18 protein-coding genes and 1 pseudogene are annotated in these 16,729 nt (G+C 62.3%); 9 read left to right on the forward strand and 10 right to left on the reverse strand.

Annotation, left to right across the window (positions count from 1 at the left end; translation table 11 throughout):
* Positions 1-9 precede the first annotated feature (9 nt).
* The gene (locus VDQ28_RS07050) at positions 10-1,629 is read right to left on the reverse strand and encodes a Na/Pi symporter (protein WP_323035256.1); all 1,620 of its coding nucleotides are present in this window, start codon (positions 1,627-1,629) and stop codon (positions 10-12) included.
* A 174-nt stretch (positions 1,630-1,803) separates the two neighbouring features.
* Between VDQ28_RS07050 and VDQ28_RS07055 the strand changes: the two genes are divergently transcribed.
* Entirely contained in the window at positions 1,804-2,253 is a 450-nt protein-coding gene (locus tag VDQ28_RS07055; protein WP_323035257.1) for an SgcJ/EcaC family oxidoreductase, read from the forward strand.
* A 4-nt stretch (positions 2,254-2,257) separates the two neighbouring features.
* Here the strand turns inward: VDQ28_RS07055 and VDQ28_RS07060 are convergent, their stop codons facing one another.
* Positions 2,258-3,436, reverse strand: coding sequence for an acetyl-CoA C-acyltransferase (locus tag VDQ28_RS07060; RefSeq protein WP_323035258.1), 1,179 nt, complete (start codon positions 3,434-3,436; stop codon positions 2,258-2,260).
* Positions 3,437-3,519: 83 nt separating this feature from the next.
* Here VDQ28_RS07060 and VDQ28_RS07065 point away from each other — a divergent pair, with 83 nt between their 5' ends.
* Both VDQ28_RS07065 and VDQ28_RS07070 read left to right on the forward strand, forming a co-directional pair.
* Positions 3,520-3,855 carry an STAS domain-containing protein gene (locus tag VDQ28_RS07065; protein WP_323035259.1) on the forward strand — a complete coding sequence of 112 codons (336 nt, stop codon included), beginning with the start codon at positions 3,520-3,522 and terminating at the stop codon, positions 3,853-3,855.
* A gap of 23 nt (positions 3,856-3,878) precedes the next feature.
* The gene (locus VDQ28_RS07070; protein ID WP_323035260.1) at positions 3,879-4,346 is read left to right on the forward strand and encodes an ATP-binding protein; all 468 of its coding nucleotides are present in this window, start codon (positions 3,879-3,881) and stop codon (positions 4,344-4,346) included.
* Between the two features lie 34 nt (positions 4,347-4,380).
* Here the strand turns inward: VDQ28_RS07070 and hspQ are convergent, their stop codons facing one another.
* Entirely contained in the window at positions 4,381-4,707 is a 327-nt protein-coding gene (hspQ, locus tag VDQ28_RS07075) for a heat shock protein HspQ (protein WP_323035261.1), read from the reverse strand.
* A 227-nt stretch (positions 4,708-4,934) separates the two neighbouring features.
* Between hspQ and VDQ28_RS07080 the strand changes: the two genes are divergently transcribed.
* Positions 4,935-5,519: a lytic transglycosylase gene (locus VDQ28_RS07080; RefSeq protein ID WP_323038085.1), complete on the forward strand. Its 585-nt coding sequence runs from the start codon at positions 4,935-4,937 to the stop codon at positions 5,517-5,519.
* Between the two features lie 7 nt (positions 5,520-5,526).
* On the opposite strand, the gene VDQ28_RS07085 is transcribed toward VDQ28_RS07080, so the two are convergent.
* Both VDQ28_RS07085 and VDQ28_RS07090 read right to left on the reverse strand, forming a co-directional pair.
* Positions 5,527-6,144: an outer membrane lipoprotein carrier protein LolA gene (locus tag VDQ28_RS07085; RefSeq protein WP_323035262.1), complete on the reverse strand. Its 618-nt coding sequence runs from the start codon at positions 6,142-6,144 to the stop codon at positions 5,527-5,529.
* Positions 6,145-6,277: 133 nt separating this feature from the next.
* Positions 6,278-6,930: pseudogene (locus tag VDQ28_RS07090) on the reverse strand (peroxiredoxin).
* A gap of 132 nt (positions 6,931-7,062) precedes the next feature.
* Here VDQ28_RS07090 and VDQ28_RS07095 point away from each other — a divergent pair.
* Positions 7,063-8,508 carry an aldehyde dehydrogenase family protein gene (locus VDQ28_RS07095; RefSeq protein WP_323035263.1) on the forward strand — a complete coding sequence of 482 codons (1,446 nt, stop codon included), beginning with the start codon at positions 7,063-7,065 and terminating at the stop codon, positions 8,506-8,508.
* Between the two features lie 125 nt (positions 8,509-8,633).
* A complete protein-coding gene (locus tag VDQ28_RS07100; RefSeq protein ID WP_323035264.1) occupies positions 8,634-9,020 on the forward strand; it encodes a histidine triad nucleotide-binding protein in 387 nt (128 codons plus the stop codon).
* Between the two features lie 3 nt (positions 9,021-9,023).
* Here VDQ28_RS07100 and VDQ28_RS07105 read toward each other — a convergent pair whose 3' ends face one another.
* Positions 9,024-9,788, reverse strand: coding sequence for a 2-keto-4-pentenoate hydratase (locus VDQ28_RS07105; RefSeq protein ID WP_323035265.1), 765 nt, complete (start codon positions 9,786-9,788; stop codon positions 9,024-9,026).
* Positions 9,785-10,768 carry a type I glyceraldehyde-3-phosphate dehydrogenase gene (locus VDQ28_RS07110; RefSeq protein WP_323035266.1) on the reverse strand — a complete coding sequence of 328 codons (984 nt, stop codon included), beginning with the start codon at positions 10,766-10,768 and terminating at the stop codon, positions 9,785-9,787. The genes VDQ28_RS07105 and VDQ28_RS07110 overlap by 4 nt, the downstream gene beginning before the upstream one ends.
* 205 nt (positions 10,769-10,973) lie before the next feature.
* Here VDQ28_RS07110 and hemP point away from each other — a divergent pair, with 205 nt between their 5' ends.
* On the forward strand, positions 10,974-11,141 hold the full coding sequence (gene hemP, locus VDQ28_RS07115) for a hemin uptake protein HemP (RefSeq protein WP_323035267.1): 168 nt from the start codon (positions 10,974-10,976) through the stop codon (positions 11,139-11,141).
* 13 nt (positions 11,142-11,154) lie between these two features.
* Here the strand turns inward: hemP and VDQ28_RS07120 are convergent, their stop codons facing one another.
* The 3 genes from VDQ28_RS07120 to VDQ28_RS07130 form a co-directional block, all read right to left on the reverse strand.
* Positions 11,155-12,237: an AbrB family transcriptional regulator gene (locus VDQ28_RS07120; protein ID WP_323035268.1), complete on the reverse strand. Its 1,083-nt coding sequence runs from the start codon at positions 12,235-12,237 to the stop codon at positions 11,155-11,157.
* 10 nt (positions 12,238-12,247) lie between these two features.
* Positions 12,248-13,012 carry an SDR family oxidoreductase gene (locus VDQ28_RS07125; RefSeq protein ID WP_323035269.1) on the reverse strand — a complete coding sequence of 255 codons (765 nt, stop codon included), beginning with the start codon at positions 13,010-13,012 and terminating at the stop codon, positions 12,248-12,250.
* Positions 13,013-13,096: 84 nt separating this feature from the next.
* Positions 13,097-13,942, reverse strand: coding sequence for a prephenate dehydratase (locus VDQ28_RS07130; protein ID WP_323035270.1), 846 nt, complete (start codon positions 13,940-13,942; stop codon positions 13,097-13,099).
* Positions 13,943-14,170: 228 nt separating this feature from the next.
* On the opposite strand from VDQ28_RS07130, the gene VDQ28_RS07135 reads away from it, so the two are divergent.
* Both VDQ28_RS07135 and VDQ28_RS07140 read left to right on the forward strand, forming a co-directional pair.
* A complete protein-coding gene (locus VDQ28_RS07135; RefSeq protein ID WP_323035271.1) occupies positions 14,171-14,596 on the forward strand; it encodes a c-type cytochrome in 426 nt (141 codons plus the stop codon).
* Positions 14,597-14,784: 188 nt separating this feature from the next.
* On the forward strand, positions 14,785-16,728 hold the full coding sequence (locus VDQ28_RS07140) for an extracellular solute-binding protein (RefSeq protein ID WP_323035272.1): 1,944 nt from the start codon (positions 14,785-14,787) through the stop codon (positions 16,726-16,728).
* The last annotated feature ends 1 nt before the right edge of the window (position 16,729 follow it).

Raw genomic sequence — 16,729 nt, forward strand, 5'->3', positions numbered from 1 at the left:
CCCCGGGCGCTAGGGGGTCGGTGTCTCGTCGTCGTGCACCTCCAAGCGATCCGCCAACGACTGTTCCGGCGTCTCGCTGGCGGCCTGTTCGCGATAGTGCAGGATCCGCGCGGCGTTGTGCGCCGTGCGGTGCAGCCAGCGCATCGACGCTGTCAGATCGAACACCCCCGCCGCGCTGACCAAACCGACCCGTTCCCGCATCAGCGCAGAGCGGCGCAGCGTTGCTGTGCGGCCTTTGATCAGTTGTTCCAGCCGCTGCATCTCGGCGGCGTTCATGCCGGCACCCTCAATCGAGGCGCGCCGCGCTGCCGCGCCCAGCGCGCGGGCGGGTCTGCGCAGAACCGGATCGCCCAGCAGCGGCATCATGTGCGCCTCGGCCATGAGTTGATGCGCCAAACGCCCCAGATGGTCGATCAGGTGCAGCAGCGCGGCATAGCGGTTGCGCGCCTGCGGGTCATCCGCCGGGATCTGGATGCGGGCCAGATACTCCCGGACCTCATCCAACGCCTGCTCAAGCCGCAAGGTAGGCGCAGCGCTGTGGATCGTGCGTGCCTCGGGGTGCAGGTTGGTGCCCAGCGTTGCAAACAACGCACCGGCAATGGCGTTGGCGCTGGACAGGGTGGCATCCATCGCCGCCTGTGGGTCGCGCAACAAATGGGTGTGCAGCGCCGCCGTCAGGGACGGGCCGCCACCGGGGATCAAACGACCGATCATTCGGGCGAAGGGCTCTGTCACGGGAAGCATCAGCAGCATCGCCACCACGCTCAGCGCGGTGAAAAACACCACCAGAACCAAGGGGTCCTCGGCGGGCATCAAGGATGACAACACCGGCACCACAAACCCCATCGAAACAAAGCCCAGAGCGCCGATCAAGGCGCTGAACACGGTATGCGCCAGGGCCGTGCGTTTCATGTCCGCCGTGCCGCCCAGCGCCGCGAGGATCCCGGTAAAGGTTGTGCCGACCTTCATGCCGATCACCAGCGCGACCGCCTGCGCCAGCGTCACCGAGCCGGCCGACAGCAGCACCAGAACCGCCGCCATCCCGGCCCCTGACGACTGGATCACCACCGTCAGCACCAGCCCCGCGGCGACCAGCCACAGCCGACCGATCAGGGTATCCGGCGGCAGGCGATCCGGGGTCAGCCAGGACTCGGCGCCGTCCACGGCCTGTTGCATCATGTCGAGGCCGATGAACACGATGCTGAACCCGGCCAGCATCAAGCCGATCCGCGACCAGCGACCCTTGCCCGCCAGATGCAGCAGCACCGACAGCAACAACAGCGGCATCGCCACCGCGCCCAACTGGAACTTGAGGCCGACAATCGCGACAATCCACCCCATCATCGTCGAGCCGATATTCGCGCCATAGATCACCCCGATGGCCTGCGCGAAGGTCATCATGCCCGCACCGACAAAGCCGATCACGGTGACCAGTGTGGCCGACGAGGATTGCGTCAGCGCCGTGGTCAGCGCACCCGCCACCGCGCCCGTCAACGGAGATTTGGTGAAGCGGCTGATAACGCCCCGAACCTGACGGCTGGACAGTTGACGCAAGGCGTCCGTGAGCACGAGCATTCCGAACAGGAACAACCCAAGCCCCCCGGAGAGCAGCAGTATCTGTGCCGTCATGGGGCACCTCCTGAGCACTCTATGCCCGGTAAAGAGCGTGTTTTCAACAGACTGACAAAATTGCGCGGGGTGTTACGGGTTGGTCAGACGATGCGCCATGTTCAGGGATTTGAAGAACCAACATTCGGGCTTACACTCATGTCGTTTTTCAAACATTTACCGAGAGGACGTATCATGCGGTTTACGAATTTCTTGATCCCCCTGACGCTGAGCCTGTTTTTGGGTGCAACGCTGTCAGCCCAAACCCCCGCCCCGGTGGCCAACCCGCGCGAGGCCGTTGACGTGATGATTGCCGCCGTTACCGCGCGTGATGCCGACGCGATTGCGGGGCTGTATGCCGAAGACGGGATCCTCTTGGGCGCTGGTCGCCCGGTTGTTGCAGGGCGCGCGGCTATTCGCGATGCCTGGCTGCAAAATTTCGCCAGCGGGTACTCGGTTCTGGAGGTCGCGCGCCCGCGCACCGAACGCGGCGCAGATCGTGCGGCAATGGTGTTTGTGTGGCGCGCGACGATTCAGCCAAATGGACAGGCCGCTCAATATGTGAACGGCCGGTCGATGCTGTATTTCACCCATGACGAGGGTGGCTGGCTGATCTCAGCCGACATGTGGCAGCCTGTTCCCTGAGGGCTTAGGGGCGCTCGATGGCAATCGCCGTACCCTCGCCGCCACCAATGCAAATCGCCGCCACGCCGCGCTTGAGGCCACGGTTCTCGAGCGCGTGCAGCAGCGTCACGATGATCCGCGCCCCCGAGGCCCCGATGGGGTGACCCAAGGCACAGGCGCCGCCATTCACGTTCATCTTCTCGCGCGGGATGTTCATCTCGTGCATGAAGGCCATCGGCACCACGGCAAAAGCCTCGTTGACCTCCCACAGATCAACCGAGTCGACCGACCATCCCAGCCGATCCAGCAGCGCCTTGGCTGCGGGCACCGGGGCCGTCGAGAACCAAGCCGGGTCTTGCGCGTGGCTGGTATGACCGCGGATCGTCGCGCGGATCGTCGCGCCCAGACCTTCGGCCGCCTCGCGTGAGGCCATCACCAGTGCCGCCGCGCCGTCGGAAATCGACGATGAATTCGCCGCCGTGACCGTGCCATTCTTGCGAAACGCGGGCTTGAGCGTGGGGATCTTTTCCGGCCGCGCCGTGCCGGGTTGCTCATCGATGCTGATTGTCACCTCGCCTTTGCGGGTGTGGATCGTCACCGCGGCGATCTCGCCATCAAAAGCGCCATCGCCCTGCGCCGCCAGAGCGTTGGTCAATGACCCCAGCGCGTAATCATCCTGCGCCTCGCGCGTGAACTGGTATTTCTCGGCGCAATCCTCGGCGAAGGTGCCCATCAGGCGGCCTTTTTCATAGGCGTCCTCAAGCCCGTCAAGGAACATATGGTCCATCACCTGACCATGCCCCAGCCGCGCGCCACCGCGCATCTTGGGCAGCAGATAGGGCGCTTCGCTCATGCTTTCCATACCACCGGCGACCATGATCCCGGTTGCGCCCAGCGCGATCTGATCATGCGCGATCATCGCCGCCTTCATGCCCGAGCCGCACATCTTGTTCAGCGTTGTGGCTGGCACGTTCTGGCGCAGACCCGCCTTGAACCCGGCTTGCCGCGCGGGGGCTTGGCCTTGTCCCGCGGGCAAGACACAACCCATCAGCAGTTCCTCGATGACATCCGGCGATACCCCGGCGCTCTCGATTGCAGCCGCAATTGCCGTACCGCCCAGATCTGCCGCCGGAACCCCTGAGAATACGCCCTGAAACCCCCCCATTGCCGTGCGTGCAGCGCCGATGATAACAACGTCCGCCATGAGTCTCTCCCTTGGTTGTGAACCTTTTATCAAGACTTAGCCCCTACCGTCCTAAAGGAACAGACCGGAAAACGGAGGGTTTCGTGGATATCACCACGCATCACGCAGGGTCAGTCCTGATCATCACCGTCGCGGATAGCCGGGTTGACGCATCCGTGGCCATCGACTTCAAGGAAAGCGTCCGCAGCGCCGCGCAAGAGGGGGGCGGCACGGTCGTTCTCGATCTGTCCAATGTCACCTTTCTGGACAGCAGCGGCCTGGGGGCCGTGGTTGCGGTCATGAAACTGCTGGGCAAGGATCGACCGCTGGAGTTGGCGGGCCTGACGCCGCCCGTCGCCAAGGTGTTTCGCCTCACGCGCATGGATAGCATCTTCACCATCCACGATCAGGTGCCGTCCGGCCTCAAGGCTGTCGGATGAACTTGGGGCCAAGGGGAATTGCCATGGGATCACCGTCCAACCCGTCTGGAGGGGCGTCAGCAAACAGCGCCATGTTCGCGCGCAATTTCATGGCGGGTGACAGGGCGACAAGACGGGTGCTCGAGGATCTCATGGAAAGGCTGAAACAGGCAGGCGTCGGTGGTGACGATCTGGCAACGATCGAGCTGATCCTTGCCGAGGCGCTCAACAACGTCGTCGAACACGCCTACGCCGACGCGCCCGGCCAGGTAGAGCTGTCGGTGGAGCGGCTTCAAAGCGGGTTGTCGTGCCGAATCAGCGATACCGGCCGACCGATGCCCGATGGTGACGCGCCGGACCCGCCACTGCCGGTCATTGCGCCGCCGACCGATATTCCCGAAGGCGGATTCGGCTGGCACATCATTCGCTGCCTGACGACCGACCTGACCTATTGCCGCGATGGCCCGCGAAACACGCTGTCAATGCTGGTGCCGTTGTCCGATCTCGACTGAACGCACCGGGTGATGGCCCTGTGGGGGCGGCGCGTCAGTTCAACTGGACTTGCAACGGGTAGAACCCGTCCTGAAAATCGCCGAACAAATCGGCAAGATCCGGATGGTCCACCGGCTCACCCGTATCATCCGCCACCAGGTTCTGCTCGGATACATAGGCCACATAGTAGCTGTTCTCATTCTCGGCCAGCAGGTGATAAAACGGCTGATCTTTATGCGGGCGGCTCTCTTCCGGGATGGCGTCATACCACTCTTGCGTGTTGGTAAAGATGGCGTCCACGTCAAACACCACACCCCGAAAGGGATGCTTGCGGTGCCGGACGACCTGCCCCAGCTGAAATTTCGCCTGAGTTCTGAGCATAGATTCATTCATAACCACGCTTTCTAACGCGAGTCATGGGGGCGCGTCCATACGGTCGGCGCCGTCGACATGGAAACAGTGTGGTGAAAGATGGCGAAAATGAGGCCGGCTTGCGAGAATTTCTTGTGTTTCTGCGACAAGACACTCGTTTTTTATCGCAAAGGCGTTTCCTCAAATCCGTTTTTCCGGTAGTGAAAGAAAAAACAAAAGACTACCGAGGCAGATCTATGAGCAATATTTTCCGTTTATTGGCGGTCGTTATGCTGCTGGCGTCCTGTGGCGGTCGTGAACAAACGGCGCCGCGAAATCTGGATGATGCCTGCGCGCTTTCGCAGGAGCGCCCTGCATATTTCCGCGCAATGCGCAGAACCGAGCGGAACTGGTCAGTTCCTGTGCCGGTGCAAATGGCGATCATCCACGCCGAGAGCCGCTTTGACGGCGATGCGCGGACCCCGCATCAATACGCGCTGGGCGTCATCCCTTTGGGCCGCCAGTCCTCGGCCTTCGGCTATGGTCAGGCGCTCGACGGAACCTGGGAAGAATACCAGCAGATCACGCGCAATCATCGCGCAGAACGCGATGATATCGACGATGCCACGGATTTCATCGGCTGGTACGCGCGCGAGGCGTACGAACGCAACAGCATCCTGCCAACGGATGCCCGCAATCTGTATCTCTCGTATCACGAAGGACACGCGGGTTACCGGCGCGGCAGTTACAACGCAAAGCCGTGGCTGGTCCAGCTCTCGGGCCGGGTTGCCGAACGCGCCGCCATGTATGATGCGCAATTGCGAAGCTGCGGACGTCGATAAATCGCCGTTACCGGTCTGTCCGAATCCCGCGACGTTGCAATTCCGAGTCGAGGTTGAACAGGAGTGACCCCAAAGAGACACCTGTGCGCAGCGTGCCCAGGATCACCGTGGTTTCGACCCCGGTGTCATCGGTCACGATCCACTGCCGCAACTCGGTGGGGTTGGCACTGAACACAAGGCGAATATTGCCGTATTCAGGATGCTCGGGGTCTTGCGCGACAACGCTGGTGGTCGGCCCATCCTCATAATGGCCCACGACCATGCGGCCACGGCCAAGGTTGACGGTATCATCCAGAATCAGCGCCAAGGGTGTGCGCGCCAAAGGGTACGAGGACGGCCCGGCATTTGAGCGCGCATCAAAGATATTCACCGACCCGGCCGTCGCCAGAACCAGCGTTGGATCGGGCGCGGCGTATTCAAACCGAATGCGGCCCGGGCGATGGATCATCAGCCGCCCGGTTGACAGCGTGCCGTCCGGGTTCACCTGCGTGAAATCCGCCTCGGCGGTGCGGAACGAATTGAAATAACGCGATATCTCGGACAGAGAAATCGGCGCGGCGGTGGCCGGGCCCACCAGCATCGCGGGGGTCAGGAACACAAGAGCAAGGAGGGTACGAATTTTCATAAGCTGGTTGATACCGTGTCCTGACGCGCGCTGCACGTCTCAAACTGTTCACGCGCAAACACATCGCCGCGAGAGCAAACAAAAACCCGCCCGCAAATTCTTGCGCAGGCGGGTCAGGGCATCAGTTACTTGCTTACTTTGGCGCTTTTGCTTTGCGCAGGTAGGGCAGCGGGATATCCAGCGCACCGAACTTGGCCTTGGCATCCTCGGTTGAAACCGACATCGCAACGATCACGTCATCACCGGGCTGCCAATCGGCAGGGGTTGCAAAGGGCTTGTTGTCGGTCATGCGAATCGCATCCAAAGCGCGCAGGATTTCGTCAAAGTTGCGGCCAACCGACATCGGATAGATCAGCATCAGACGGATTTTCTTGTCCGGGCCGATGATGAAGGTGGTGCGCACGGTGGCGGTATCGGCGGGCGTGCGGCCATCGGGCAGATACGCCTCGGCGGGCAGCATGTCATAGAGCTTGGCGATCTTCAGATCCTTGTCGGCGATGATCGGAAAGCTCATCGCGGTGCCGCCATAGGTTTTGACGTCTTCCATCCAGGCGTGGTGCTCGGCGACGCCATCAACCGAGATCCCGGCCAGTTTGCAGTTCCGCTTGGCGAACTCGGGCGCCAGCTTTGCCGCGGCCAAAACTCGGTGGTGCAGACCGGCGTGAAGTCCTTGGGGTGGCTGAACAGGACGGCGTAGCTGTCACCGATATACTCGTGGAAATCGATCGTGCCTTGAGTCGTTTCGGCGGTGAAATTCGGGGCAATGTCGTTGATACGCAGGCTCATGATGTCCTCATCAGTTGAAATTTGAAGGCGTCTGTCTGACAGATAGGCAGTGACGCCATGATTGATAACCCCCGCTCTTGCCCTTGTCTCGGGTGAGTGACAGTGTGACGCAAAATTCCATAGGAGGCCACGATGCTGGACAAACGCCAATTTTACATCAACGGCGCATGGGTCGCCCCGATTGACGGCCAGGACTATGATGTCATTGATCCCTCGACCGAAGAATCCGTTGCCGTGATTTCGCTGGGTGGCACCGCCGATGCAGACGCGGCCGTAGCGGCGGCCAAGGCGGCGTTGCCCGGTTTCATGTACTCCGATCCGGCCGAGCGGCTTGCGTTGGTCAAGCGCATTCTTGAGGTTTACATTGCGCGCAATGATGAGATGGGCGCCGCGATTTCGCTGGAAATGGGCGCACCGATCGACATGGCCAAGACCAACCAGTCGGGCTCGGGCACTTGGCATATCCAGAACTTCATTCGGGCGTTTGACGAAATCGAATTCGAGAAAGTGCTGCACGAGAAATCCCCCGATGACCGCATCATCAAAGAGGCGGTCGGCGTTTGCGCGCTGATCACGCCGTGGAACTGGCCGATGAATCAGGTCACGCTCAAGGTGATCCCGGCGCTGCTGGCAGGCTGCACGATGGTGTTGAAACCCTCGGAAATCGCGCCTTTGTCGTCGCTGGTCTTTGCGGATATCCTGCATGAAGCGGGTGTGCCGGCGGGCGTGTTCAACCTGGTGAACGGTGACGGCATGGGGGTTGGCACGCGCCTGTCGGGCCATCCTGACGTTGATATGGTCAGCTTCACCGGCTCGACCCGCGCGGGCATCGCGATCTCCAAGAACGCGGCGGAATCGCTCAAGCGTGTGCATCTGGAGCTGGGCGGCAAGGGGGCAAATATCATCTTTGCGGATGCCGATGAGAAAGCCGTCGTGCGCGGCGCGCGGCATTGTTTCCAGAACACCGGCCAGTCGTGCAACGCCCCGACCCGGATGCTGGTCGAGCGGTCGATCTACAACAAAGCCGTCGAAACCGCCGTCGCAACGGCCGAAAAAACCAAGGTTGCCAGCGCGCATGAGGCCGGAAACCACATTGGCCCGGTGGTGTCGCAGGCGCAGTTCGACAAGATCCAGGGCCTGATTCAGGTTGGCATCGACGAGGGCGCAAAGCTGGTGGCCGGTGGCCTTGGTCGCCCGGATGGGTTGAACCGTGGCTTCTTCGTGCGCCCGACGGTGTTCGCGGATGTGAACAACAGCATGACCATCGCGCGCGAGGAAATCTTTGGCCCGGTGCTGTCGATCATCCCCTTCGACACCGAGGAAGAGGCGCTGCAAATCGCCAATGACACGCCCTATGGCCTGACCAATTACGTTCAATCGCAGGATGGCGCGCGGCGCAACCGCGCGGCCCGCAAACTGCGGTCGGGCATGGTCGAGATGAACGGCACCTCGCGCGGTCGCGGCGCGCCGTTTGGCGGTATGAAAGCCTCGGGTCAGGGCCGCGAAGGCGGCGTCTGGGGCATCGAGGATTTCCTCGAGGTCAAAGCCGTTTCCGGCTGGGCCAGCGACGCCGAGTAACGTTTTTCTGCACCATGCGGCGATGGCTTTGCCCAACGCCGCAAGCTCTCATGCACTGAACATCAGCAGCGCCGGGTCTTTACGCCTGATGTTTGCGAAACCATGCAAAAGCCGGAGTTATGACCGTGGCCTACACTTATGACACCAACAACATTTTCGCCAAGATCCTGCGTGGCGAAATCCCCTGCAACAAGGTGCTGGAAACCGAGCATTCCCTGGCGTTTCACGACGTGCGCCCACAAGCGCCGGCGCATATTCTGGTGATCCCCAAAGGCCCGTTTGTGACCTTTGATCACTTTGCCCTCGAAGCTTCGGACGCCGAGCGCGCCGATTTTGTCGCCGCCATTGGCACCGTGTGTCGCGACCTTGGCATTCAGCCGGGTGAGGGTGGCGCGGGCTATCGCGTGATTGCCAACAGTGGTGATCACGGCGTGCAAGAAGTCATGCACCTGCATGTGCATATCCTGGCGGGCCGTATGCTGGGGCGCATGTTGGCAAAGCCGGGCGAATAGGCCTCAGGTCAGCCGCACGCGGATCGGGGCAAAGCCCAAACCCTCGAACGCGGCGTGCCAATCTTGCCCCGGTTGGATTGGCATCGCCCGGGTGACAGTGCCGGTACTCACCAGACTGCCCGCGGGCAGGGGATCGGCGCTGTCGAGGCTCACCAGATGCCGCAAGACCGCCAGCGGCCCCGCGCCCAGCAGGTTGGTGGCCTGCCCGACCTCCAACACCGCGCCATCACAGGACAGGGTGACGCGGAACCGTGTCAGCCGATCCATCCAGCTGCGATCCACCGGCACCCAATCGCCCAGCACCAATGCCCCGTGCATCCCGCCCGAGGCCACCGAATCCGGGGCTTTGAACCGCCAGCCCGGATAAGCGGAGTGCACGATTTCAAACCCCGGTGCCGCGGCCTCGATACAGGCAAGCAGCGCTGCGTCATCCATGTCTGGGGTTGGTGTGGCGCGCAGTTTCAGCACCACCTCGGGCTCGATCTGCGGTTCCATGAAGCCGCCGATCGCCACCGTTCCCGTCGCAAGCGACGTGTCGAATACCGGCGCATGAACCGGCGCCTGAATGCCGTATTGCGCCCAGATCAACGTGTTGGTGAACCCGACTTTCATGCCGATAATCCTGGCCCCGGCGGCGACGCGCAGGGCGGTCAACGCGCGCTGTGCCGCATAGCCCGCCGCCAGATCGAACGCAGGCTCGGCATCGGAAAACGGCGCAATCTGCTGCCCCGTCGCAAAGGCCCGTGTCAGGATTTCGGCCTTGGTCATTGCCGCTCGCCCATGCGCTGCGTCATGTCCAACATCCGGCACGAGAACCCCCATTCGTTATCGTACCAGCCAAAGACCCGCAGCATTCCGCCGCCCGTGACCCGGGTTTCCGGCAGGGCCATCACGATGCTTTCGGGCCGCGCGCGCAAGTCCGAGGAGACCAGCGGCTTTTGCGTCCAGCCCATCACGCCGCCTGCGGTCTGCAACAGCGCGTTGACCTGTTCAACGCTGACCGGTTTTCGGGGCACCACGCACAGATCCACCGCCGAGACACTGGCGGTCGGCACCCGCACGGCGGCGCATTCGATCCGACCGGCAATCTCGGGCAAGACCCGGTCCAGCAGGATCCCGGCCGAGGTTGTCGTCGGCACCATCGACAGCGCTGCGGCGCGGTTGCGGGCCAAATCCGGGCTGCGCGGCGCGTCTATGGTCGGCTGACTGCTGGTGTAACAATGAATTGTGGTCATCCAGCCCGCTTTGATCCCGAAGGCGTCGTCCAGTTGGCGCACCAAGGGCGCCAGCGCGTTCGTGGTGCAGGACGCATTCGAGACGATGCGGTGCGCGGGCGTCAACAGCGCGTCATTCGCGCCCAGCACCAAGGTCACATCCGCCGCCTCCGACGGGCCGGAGATCAACACCCGCCGCGCCCCGGCCCGCAGCCCGCGCTCGGCAACCGCGCGCTCGTCGGCCTTGCCCGTGCATTCCATCACAAGATCGACGCCATTCAGGTCCAGCGCCGTCAGATCGGCCTGTCGCGTCAGCGGTATCCGATGGCCGGCGACCAGTAGCGCGCCGTCGATTTGCTCAACGCCACCTTTCAGCGGTCCGAACACGCTGTCGAATTCCAGAAGATATGCGCAGGTTTCAGCCGGCGCGATGTCGTTGATGCCGACGATCTCAATCCCCGGCCAATCGCCTCGCAGCCACGCCCGCAGGACCGTGCGGCCAATCCGTCCGAATCCATTGATCAACACCCGCATCGCACGCTTCCTCCAAGGTCCAGACCCCTAGAGCTACGCCCGCAAATCCCAAAGCTCAACCCGTGCTGAAGCGGCGCAACCCGTCGGCTGCGCATCAGGCGGAGCGTGTTTCCCGAGCCGGAAAAAAATAATACTGAGTAAAAGAATCGGGATTGACTTGGGCGCGCGACTTCGGCAGAAATCCGGAAAAATCAGGAGCGTTCGCATGTCCCATTATTCGCAATCCAGCTTTGAGGAGGCCCAGTCGGTTGACCTGCCCGTGCATTCCGCACGCCAGCTTACCAGTGGCGGAACACAGGCGCGGATCGACCTCGACGGCAAGATCTATGATCTGCGGATCACCCGCGCCGGCAAGCTGATTCTGACGAAATAATCACACGGCATACTCACACGGCGGGCGGCAGGAACCGCTGCCCGAGACGCGCCACAAACACCGTAAGGATGATGCGCGCCAAGTGGTGCAGGGTCACATACACCGCGCTGAGATGCAGCGACAGGGCGACCAGCGACATCTCGGTCACACCGCCCGGCGCAAAAGCCAGGATCACGGCGGCGACCGGCTCTCCGACCGGCCCGGCAAGAACCAGCCCGACGCCCAGGGCAATCAGCAAGACCAGCGAAATCTGAGTCAGTGACAGGACGACCGCCACCCCGGCTTGCCCCTTGGTGAACCCTGCCAGTCTGACGCCCAGCGATGTTCCCATCACCCATTGCGTGACCTGAATGGTCCAGATTGGCGGCGCCGCATCCGTGAACCCCGTGGCATGTGCAAGCCCGCTCAGCAGCAACGGCCCGGCCAGAACGGCGGCGGGTATGCGCAGCTTCGAGGCGATGAGCCAGCCCGCCACCGCCAGGAACCCCAGCACCCCCACGTCAAGCGCCGTGAGCGTTGACCGAGGGCCCAAAGACATGCCTGCGCCACTGCCGACGGCGTGCCCTTCGAAGATGGAAAACCCGATGGGAATCAGCACGATACACAAGATCAGCCGCAAGAATTGCAGCATGATCAGCATCGTCATATCGGCCCCGGCCTTCTCGCCCATATCGAGGGATTCGACGAAACCGCCGGGCATGGCGGCGTAATACGCGGTTTGCGGCGAAAGGCGCCCGAGCTTGTGAAACAGCGCGTAGCCGAGCGCATGAGCGACGGGAATAAAGGCGAAAAGTGCGGCGATTGTCACCCACCAGCGCTGCGCCTGGTCGATGAAATCCTGCGGAAAACTGGCTCCGATGGCGACACCGATAACCGGGACCAGCACAAAGCGCCACGACTGCGGAACGGCCGGCGCGTGACCAAAGAACCGGACCCCCAGCATGGCCGCCGCGGCGGTGGTGACCATGCTGCCCAACAACATGGCCAGCGGCAATCCGGCCACCATGGCCGCAAGCCCGCCGATGCCGCCCAGCGCAAATGTCGCGACAATGGCGACCAAGGGCACGCCCTCGGTGATGCGACTGAGGCTGGGCATGGCTTGGTCCTTACATCTGACCGCCGGCGATTTCGACGGTTTGCCCGTTGAAACTGCCAGAGGCCGGAGCGCAGATGAAATTGGCCGCGGCGGCGACTTCTTCGGCCGTGACCAGCCGCTTGTGACGGTTGGTTTTCGTCATCATTTCGCGGGCCTTCTCATTGTCGATGCCGGCACGCGTGGCAATGGACAGCGTATTGCGGGTGACGATATCGGTATCCACATACCCGGGGCACAGCGCGTTGAAGGTGATGCCGCTGCCCATGTATTCCTCGGACAATCCACGCATCAGGCCGATCATTCCGTGTTTGGAGGCGGTATAAGCGGGTGCGCCCTTGAGCCCCTTCAGCCCGGCGATCGAGGCGACGAAAATCATCCGGCCCCATTGTTCCGCGAGCATGCCGCGCAGCGTTTCGCGGGCTGTCAGATAGGCGCCGTCCAGATTGATCGCCATCATGTTGCGCCAGAAGGCCATGTCCATCTTGGCCATGGATTTACCCTCGGCGATACCGGCGTTGGCGACGCAAATGGTGACGGGTCCGCGTGCGGCGATGGCCTCGGCGCAGCCCTTGACCACGCTGTCCTCGACGGCCACGTCCATCACCAACGGATGCAGACCGGGGGTTGCGGCGGCGGCCGCCTCGAGCACATCGCCGCGCCGCCCGGTGATCGTGACCTGCGCGCCTTGTGCCGCCAAAACCTGCGCAATTGCCAGACCAATGCCCGTGCCGCCGCCGGTGATCAGCGCGTGGCGCCCTGTGTGGAACTGTTCCATCAATGTCCTCCTGAGTGTTTGTCCGAAACCTAACCCGGGCGCATGGCTCTGCCTAGCGCCTTCCCGCCCGTCCTGCGCAAAGGGTTATTCGCCGGCCAGATCGCGCGCCGGATCGCGCGGATATGTTCCCAGGATTTTCAACGAATTGGTAAAATACCGCAACTCATCCAGCGCCAGTTTTACATTCGCGTCGTCCGGGTGCCCCTCGATGTCGGCATAGAATTGGGTCGCCGTGAACACCCCGCCGACCATATAGCTTTCCAGCTTGGTCATGTTCACGCCGTTCGTGGCAAACCCGCCCATCGCCTTGTACAGCGCGGCGGGAATGTTGCGCACCTCAAAGACAAAGGTGGTCACCATGCCATGTTCGCCACGCCGCGTCATATCGGCCTTGGGCGCCATGATCAGGAATCGCGTGGTGTTGTGGCCGTGATCCTCCAGATCGCGGGCCAGAACCTCCAATCCGTAGGTCTGCGCCGCCAGCTCGCTGGCCAACACGCCTTGCCCCGGATCGCCAAGGCCGGGAAGTTCCGCCGCCGCACCGGCGCTATCGACCGCCGCCTCCGAGGTGATCCCGTGCCGCGCCAGGAATTTCCGGGCTTGTGGCAACAACACCGGATGCGCGCGCACATGGCGGATATCGCTCAATTTTGTGCCAGGCATCGCCATCAGTGCAATGCGCACCCGCACGAAGGCTTCGTCGACGATATGCAATCCGCTTTCGGGCAGTAGCCGGTGAATATCCGCCACCCGACCATAGGTCGAATTTTCGACCGGAAGCATCGCCAGATCCGCTTTGCCCTCGTTTACAGAATCAATAACGTCATCAAAAGTGCGGCACGGCAGGGCCTCCATACCCGGCCGCGCATTGGCGCAAGCTTCATGGGAATACGCGCCGAGCTCACCCTGAAAGGCGATACGATTGGTCATTTTGGCCTCTACTTTCATGCGTCCGATGTCATTTGACGCACTTTGATCGTTTCGTCGCGGTAACTATCCCTTGAATTTGCCAAGGGGAAGCGGGTAGAAGTGCCACAATTCTGCTTGGGCACGGGACGCGACATGTTCGATACCATGGTTATAACGAAAATTGTGGCGGGGCTTTGTGCAGCGCTTCTTATCTTTCTCGTCGGCAAATGGGCCGCTGAGAGCATTTACATGCCGGGCCACGATGCCGCGCATGCGCACGCGGTCTATCCGCTGCCACCGGAAGAGGGTGCGGCCGAGGCTGCGCCGACAGAGCCCGAAGTGATCGACGTTGCCGCGCTTTATGCCGAGGCTGACGCGGCGGCTGGTGAATCGCTGTGGCGCAACTGCCGCGCCTGTCACTCGCTCGAAGAGGGCCGCAATGGCACCGGGCCGTCGCTGCATGGCGTCGTCGGTCGCGGCATTGATACAATTGCCGACTTCAACTACTCGGGGGCCTTGCTGGCGCTGGGCGATACCTGGACCGTCGAAGCCCTCAACACCTTCCTGGAGAACCCGCGCTCTGCCGCGCCGGGCACCCGGATGAGCTATGCTGGTTTGCGCGACATTCAGGACCGCATGAACCTGATCGCCTATCTTGAGGCCGCGTCGCAATAAGCGATGTCACATCATCCACTTGGGGCCGCCACATCCTGTGCGCGGCCCTTTTTGCTGTTCTACCGCCGAATTGAACCCGGTATCGCCCTCACTCACGCAATCGCCACTTGAACCGGGCGAGTGGGTGGATTTAGCTGTGCCAACGCAGTTTGACCCCTAGAAGTCGAACGAAAAACAGGAGTAGCCCCATGACCCAGCGTGCCCAAGCCCGCGCCGTGACCGCCAGCCCCAATGCCGGGCTTCGCAGTTTGTTGACCGGTGGGGTCATGGCGCTGGCGGCGCTTGGCATTGCGAACGCGGCGCAGGGGCAGGAAACCGCCAGCATGATCGCGGCGCATGGGTATTCGTTCTATGGCGACCTCAGCTATCCGCCGGATTTCGCGCATTTCAACTACGTCAACCCGGATGCCCCGCAGGGCGGCGAGATCTCGGAATGGGCGCCGGGAACGTTCGATTCGATGAACCCCTATACGCGCCGCGGTCGTGCCGGGCGCTATTCGCAATCCATCTATGAAAGCTTGCTGGAAACCGGCGCCCCGTTTGGCGATGCGGCCCCGGCAGACGTGTATGGCGAATATTACTGCCTGCTGTGCGAAAGCCTCGAATACCCGGAAACCAAGGATTGGGTGATCTTTCACCTGCGGCCCGAGGCGCGGTTTTCAGACGGCACGCCACTGACCGCCGCCGATGTCGTGTTTTCTCACAATCTTTTCCTTGAACAGGGCTTGCCCAGCTATGCCGAGGCCGTCCGCCAGCGCGTCATCAATGCCGAGGCTGTGGATGATTACACCGTGCGGTTCGAGTTTGCGCCCGACATTTCGCGGCGCAGCCTGATTGATCAGGTGGGCTCGACGCCCGTGTTCTCGCAGCGTTGGTACGAAGAAACCGGCGCGCGGCTCGATGAATCCCGGATGGAAATCTCGCCCGGTTCCGGCCCTTATATGCTCGACAGTTACGAGGTGAATCGCCGCATCACCTATCGTCGCAACCCGGAGTATTGGGGCAACGACCTGCCGCAAAACGTCGGGCGACACAATTTTGATGTGATTCGCGTTGAGTATTTTGCCGATGACGCCGCCGCTTTCGAGGCGTTCAAGACCGGCGAATACACCTACCGGCCCGAGGGGAACTCGCGCCAATGGGCGATCGGCTATGACTTTCCCGCGGTCACGCGCGGCGATGTCGTTCGCGCCGAGATCCCCGATGGCAACCCGCCAACCCCCGCCGGATTTGTTTTCAACCTTGGCCGCGAACGCCTGCAAGACCGGCGCGTCCGCGAAGCCATCTCGCTGGCCTATAATTTCGAATGGACCAACCAGCAGTTGCAATACGGGCTGATGTCGCAGCGCTATTCCTATTCACAAGGGACCCGGCTGGAGGCGCGGGGCGTGCCCGAGGGCGACGAATTGGCGCTGTTGGAATCGCTGGGCGATCTGGTCCCGCCCGAGTTGCTGACCGAACCCGCCGTCATGGCGCATAGCTCGTCGGCGGATGTGTTGCAGGACCGTCGCAACCTGCGCCGCGCCAACCGCTTGCTGGAGGACGCGGGCTGGGTTGTCGGCAATGACGGTATCCGCCGCAACGCCGATGGCGAGGCCTTCACCCTCGAGCTGCCCTTTGCCTCGTCCGGGTCCTCGACGCTGGAAGCGATCATCGAGACTTTCACGCAAAACCTGGCGGCGCTGGGCATTCAGGCAACCGCCCAACGCATCGACCCCGCGCAATACACCGAACGTGAGCGGGACCGCGATTACGACATCATCTATGATTCCTACATCGCATTCCTCGACACCGGCACCGGACTGCACCAGCGCTATGGCTCCGAGGCCGCGGCCTATAGCCTGTTCAACCCCGCCGGACTGGCCAGCCCTCTGGTGGATCGGGTGATCGACATTTCGCTCAACGCCGAGACACCCGAGGCGCGCGATACGGCCCTGCGCGTGCTCGACCGGGTGTTGCGTTGGGAACTGATCATGGTGCCCACGCATTACAGCGCCAATGAATGGATCGCCTATTGGGACATTTTCCGCCACCCGGCCGATTTCCCGCGATTCTCATCCGGGGCGCTGGATTGGTGGTGGTTTGATCAGGCGCGTGCCGATGAATTGCGCGCCTCGGGGGCACTTCGGTAAC

It is taken from the genome of Pararhodobacter sp., from assembly GCF_034676545.1.
Taxonomy (GTDB): domain Bacteria; phylum Pseudomonadota; class Alphaproteobacteria; order Rhodobacterales; family Rhodobacteraceae; genus Pararhodobacter.

Coding starts and splice junctions, on each gene's coding strand:
- VDQ28_RS07120 (WP_323035268.1), bottom strand. CDS start 12,237: ATGCCCAGCCTCAGTCGCATCACCGAGGGCGTGCCCTTGGTCGCCATT.
- VDQ28_RS07060 (WP_323035258.1), bottom strand. CDS start 3,436: ATGGCGGACGTTGTTATCATCGGCGCTGCACGCACGGCAATGGGGGGG.
- VDQ28_RS07050 (WP_323035256.1), bottom strand. CDS start 1,629: ATGACGGCACAGATACTGCTGCTCTCCGGGGGGCTTGGGTTGTTCCTG.
- VDQ28_RS07085 (WP_323035262.1), bottom strand. CDS start 6,144: ATGAAAATTCGTACCCTCCTTGCTCTTGTGTTCCTGACCCCCGCGATG.
- VDQ28_RS07140 (WP_323035272.1), top strand. CDS start 14,785: ATGACCCAGCGTGCCCAAGCCCGCGCCGTGACCGCCAGCCCCAATGCC.
- VDQ28_RS07080 (WP_323038085.1), top strand. CDS start 4,935: ATGAGCAATATTTTCCGTTTATTGGCGGTCGTTATGCTGCTGGCGTCC.
- VDQ28_RS07130 (WP_323035270.1), bottom strand. CDS start 13,942: ATGACCAATCGTATCGCCTTTCAGGGTGAGCTCGGCGCGTATTCCCAT.
- VDQ28_RS07095 (WP_323035263.1), top strand. CDS start 7,063: ATGCTGGACAAACGCCAATTTTACATCAACGGCGCATGGGTCGCCCCG.
- VDQ28_RS07055 (WP_323035257.1), top strand. CDS start 1,804: ATGCGGTTTACGAATTTCTTGATCCCCCTGACGCTGAGCCTGTTTTTG.
- VDQ28_RS07135 (WP_323035271.1), top strand. CDS start 14,171: ATGCCGGGCCACGATGCCGCGCATGCGCACGCGGTCTATCCGCTGCCA.
- VDQ28_RS07105 (WP_323035265.1), bottom strand. CDS start 9,788: ATGACCAAGGCCGAAATCCTGACACGGGCCTTTGCGACGGGGCAGCAG.
- hspQ (WP_323035261.1), bottom strand. CDS start 4,707: ATGCTCAGAACTCAGGCGAAATTTCAGCTGGGGCAGGTCGTCCGGCAC.
- hemP (WP_323035267.1), top strand. CDS start 10,974: ATGTCCCATTATTCGCAATCCAGCTTTGAGGAGGCCCAGTCGGTTGAC.
- VDQ28_RS07070 (WP_323035260.1), top strand. CDS start 3,879: ATGGGATCACCGTCCAACCCGTCTGGAGGGGCGTCAGCAAACAGCGCC.
- VDQ28_RS07125 (WP_323035269.1), bottom strand. CDS start 13,012: ATGGAACAGTTCCACACAGGGCGCCACGCGCTGATCACCGGCGGCGGC.
- VDQ28_RS07110 (WP_323035266.1), bottom strand. CDS start 10,768: ATGCGGGTGTTGATCAATGGATTCGGACGGATTGGCCGCACGGTCCTG.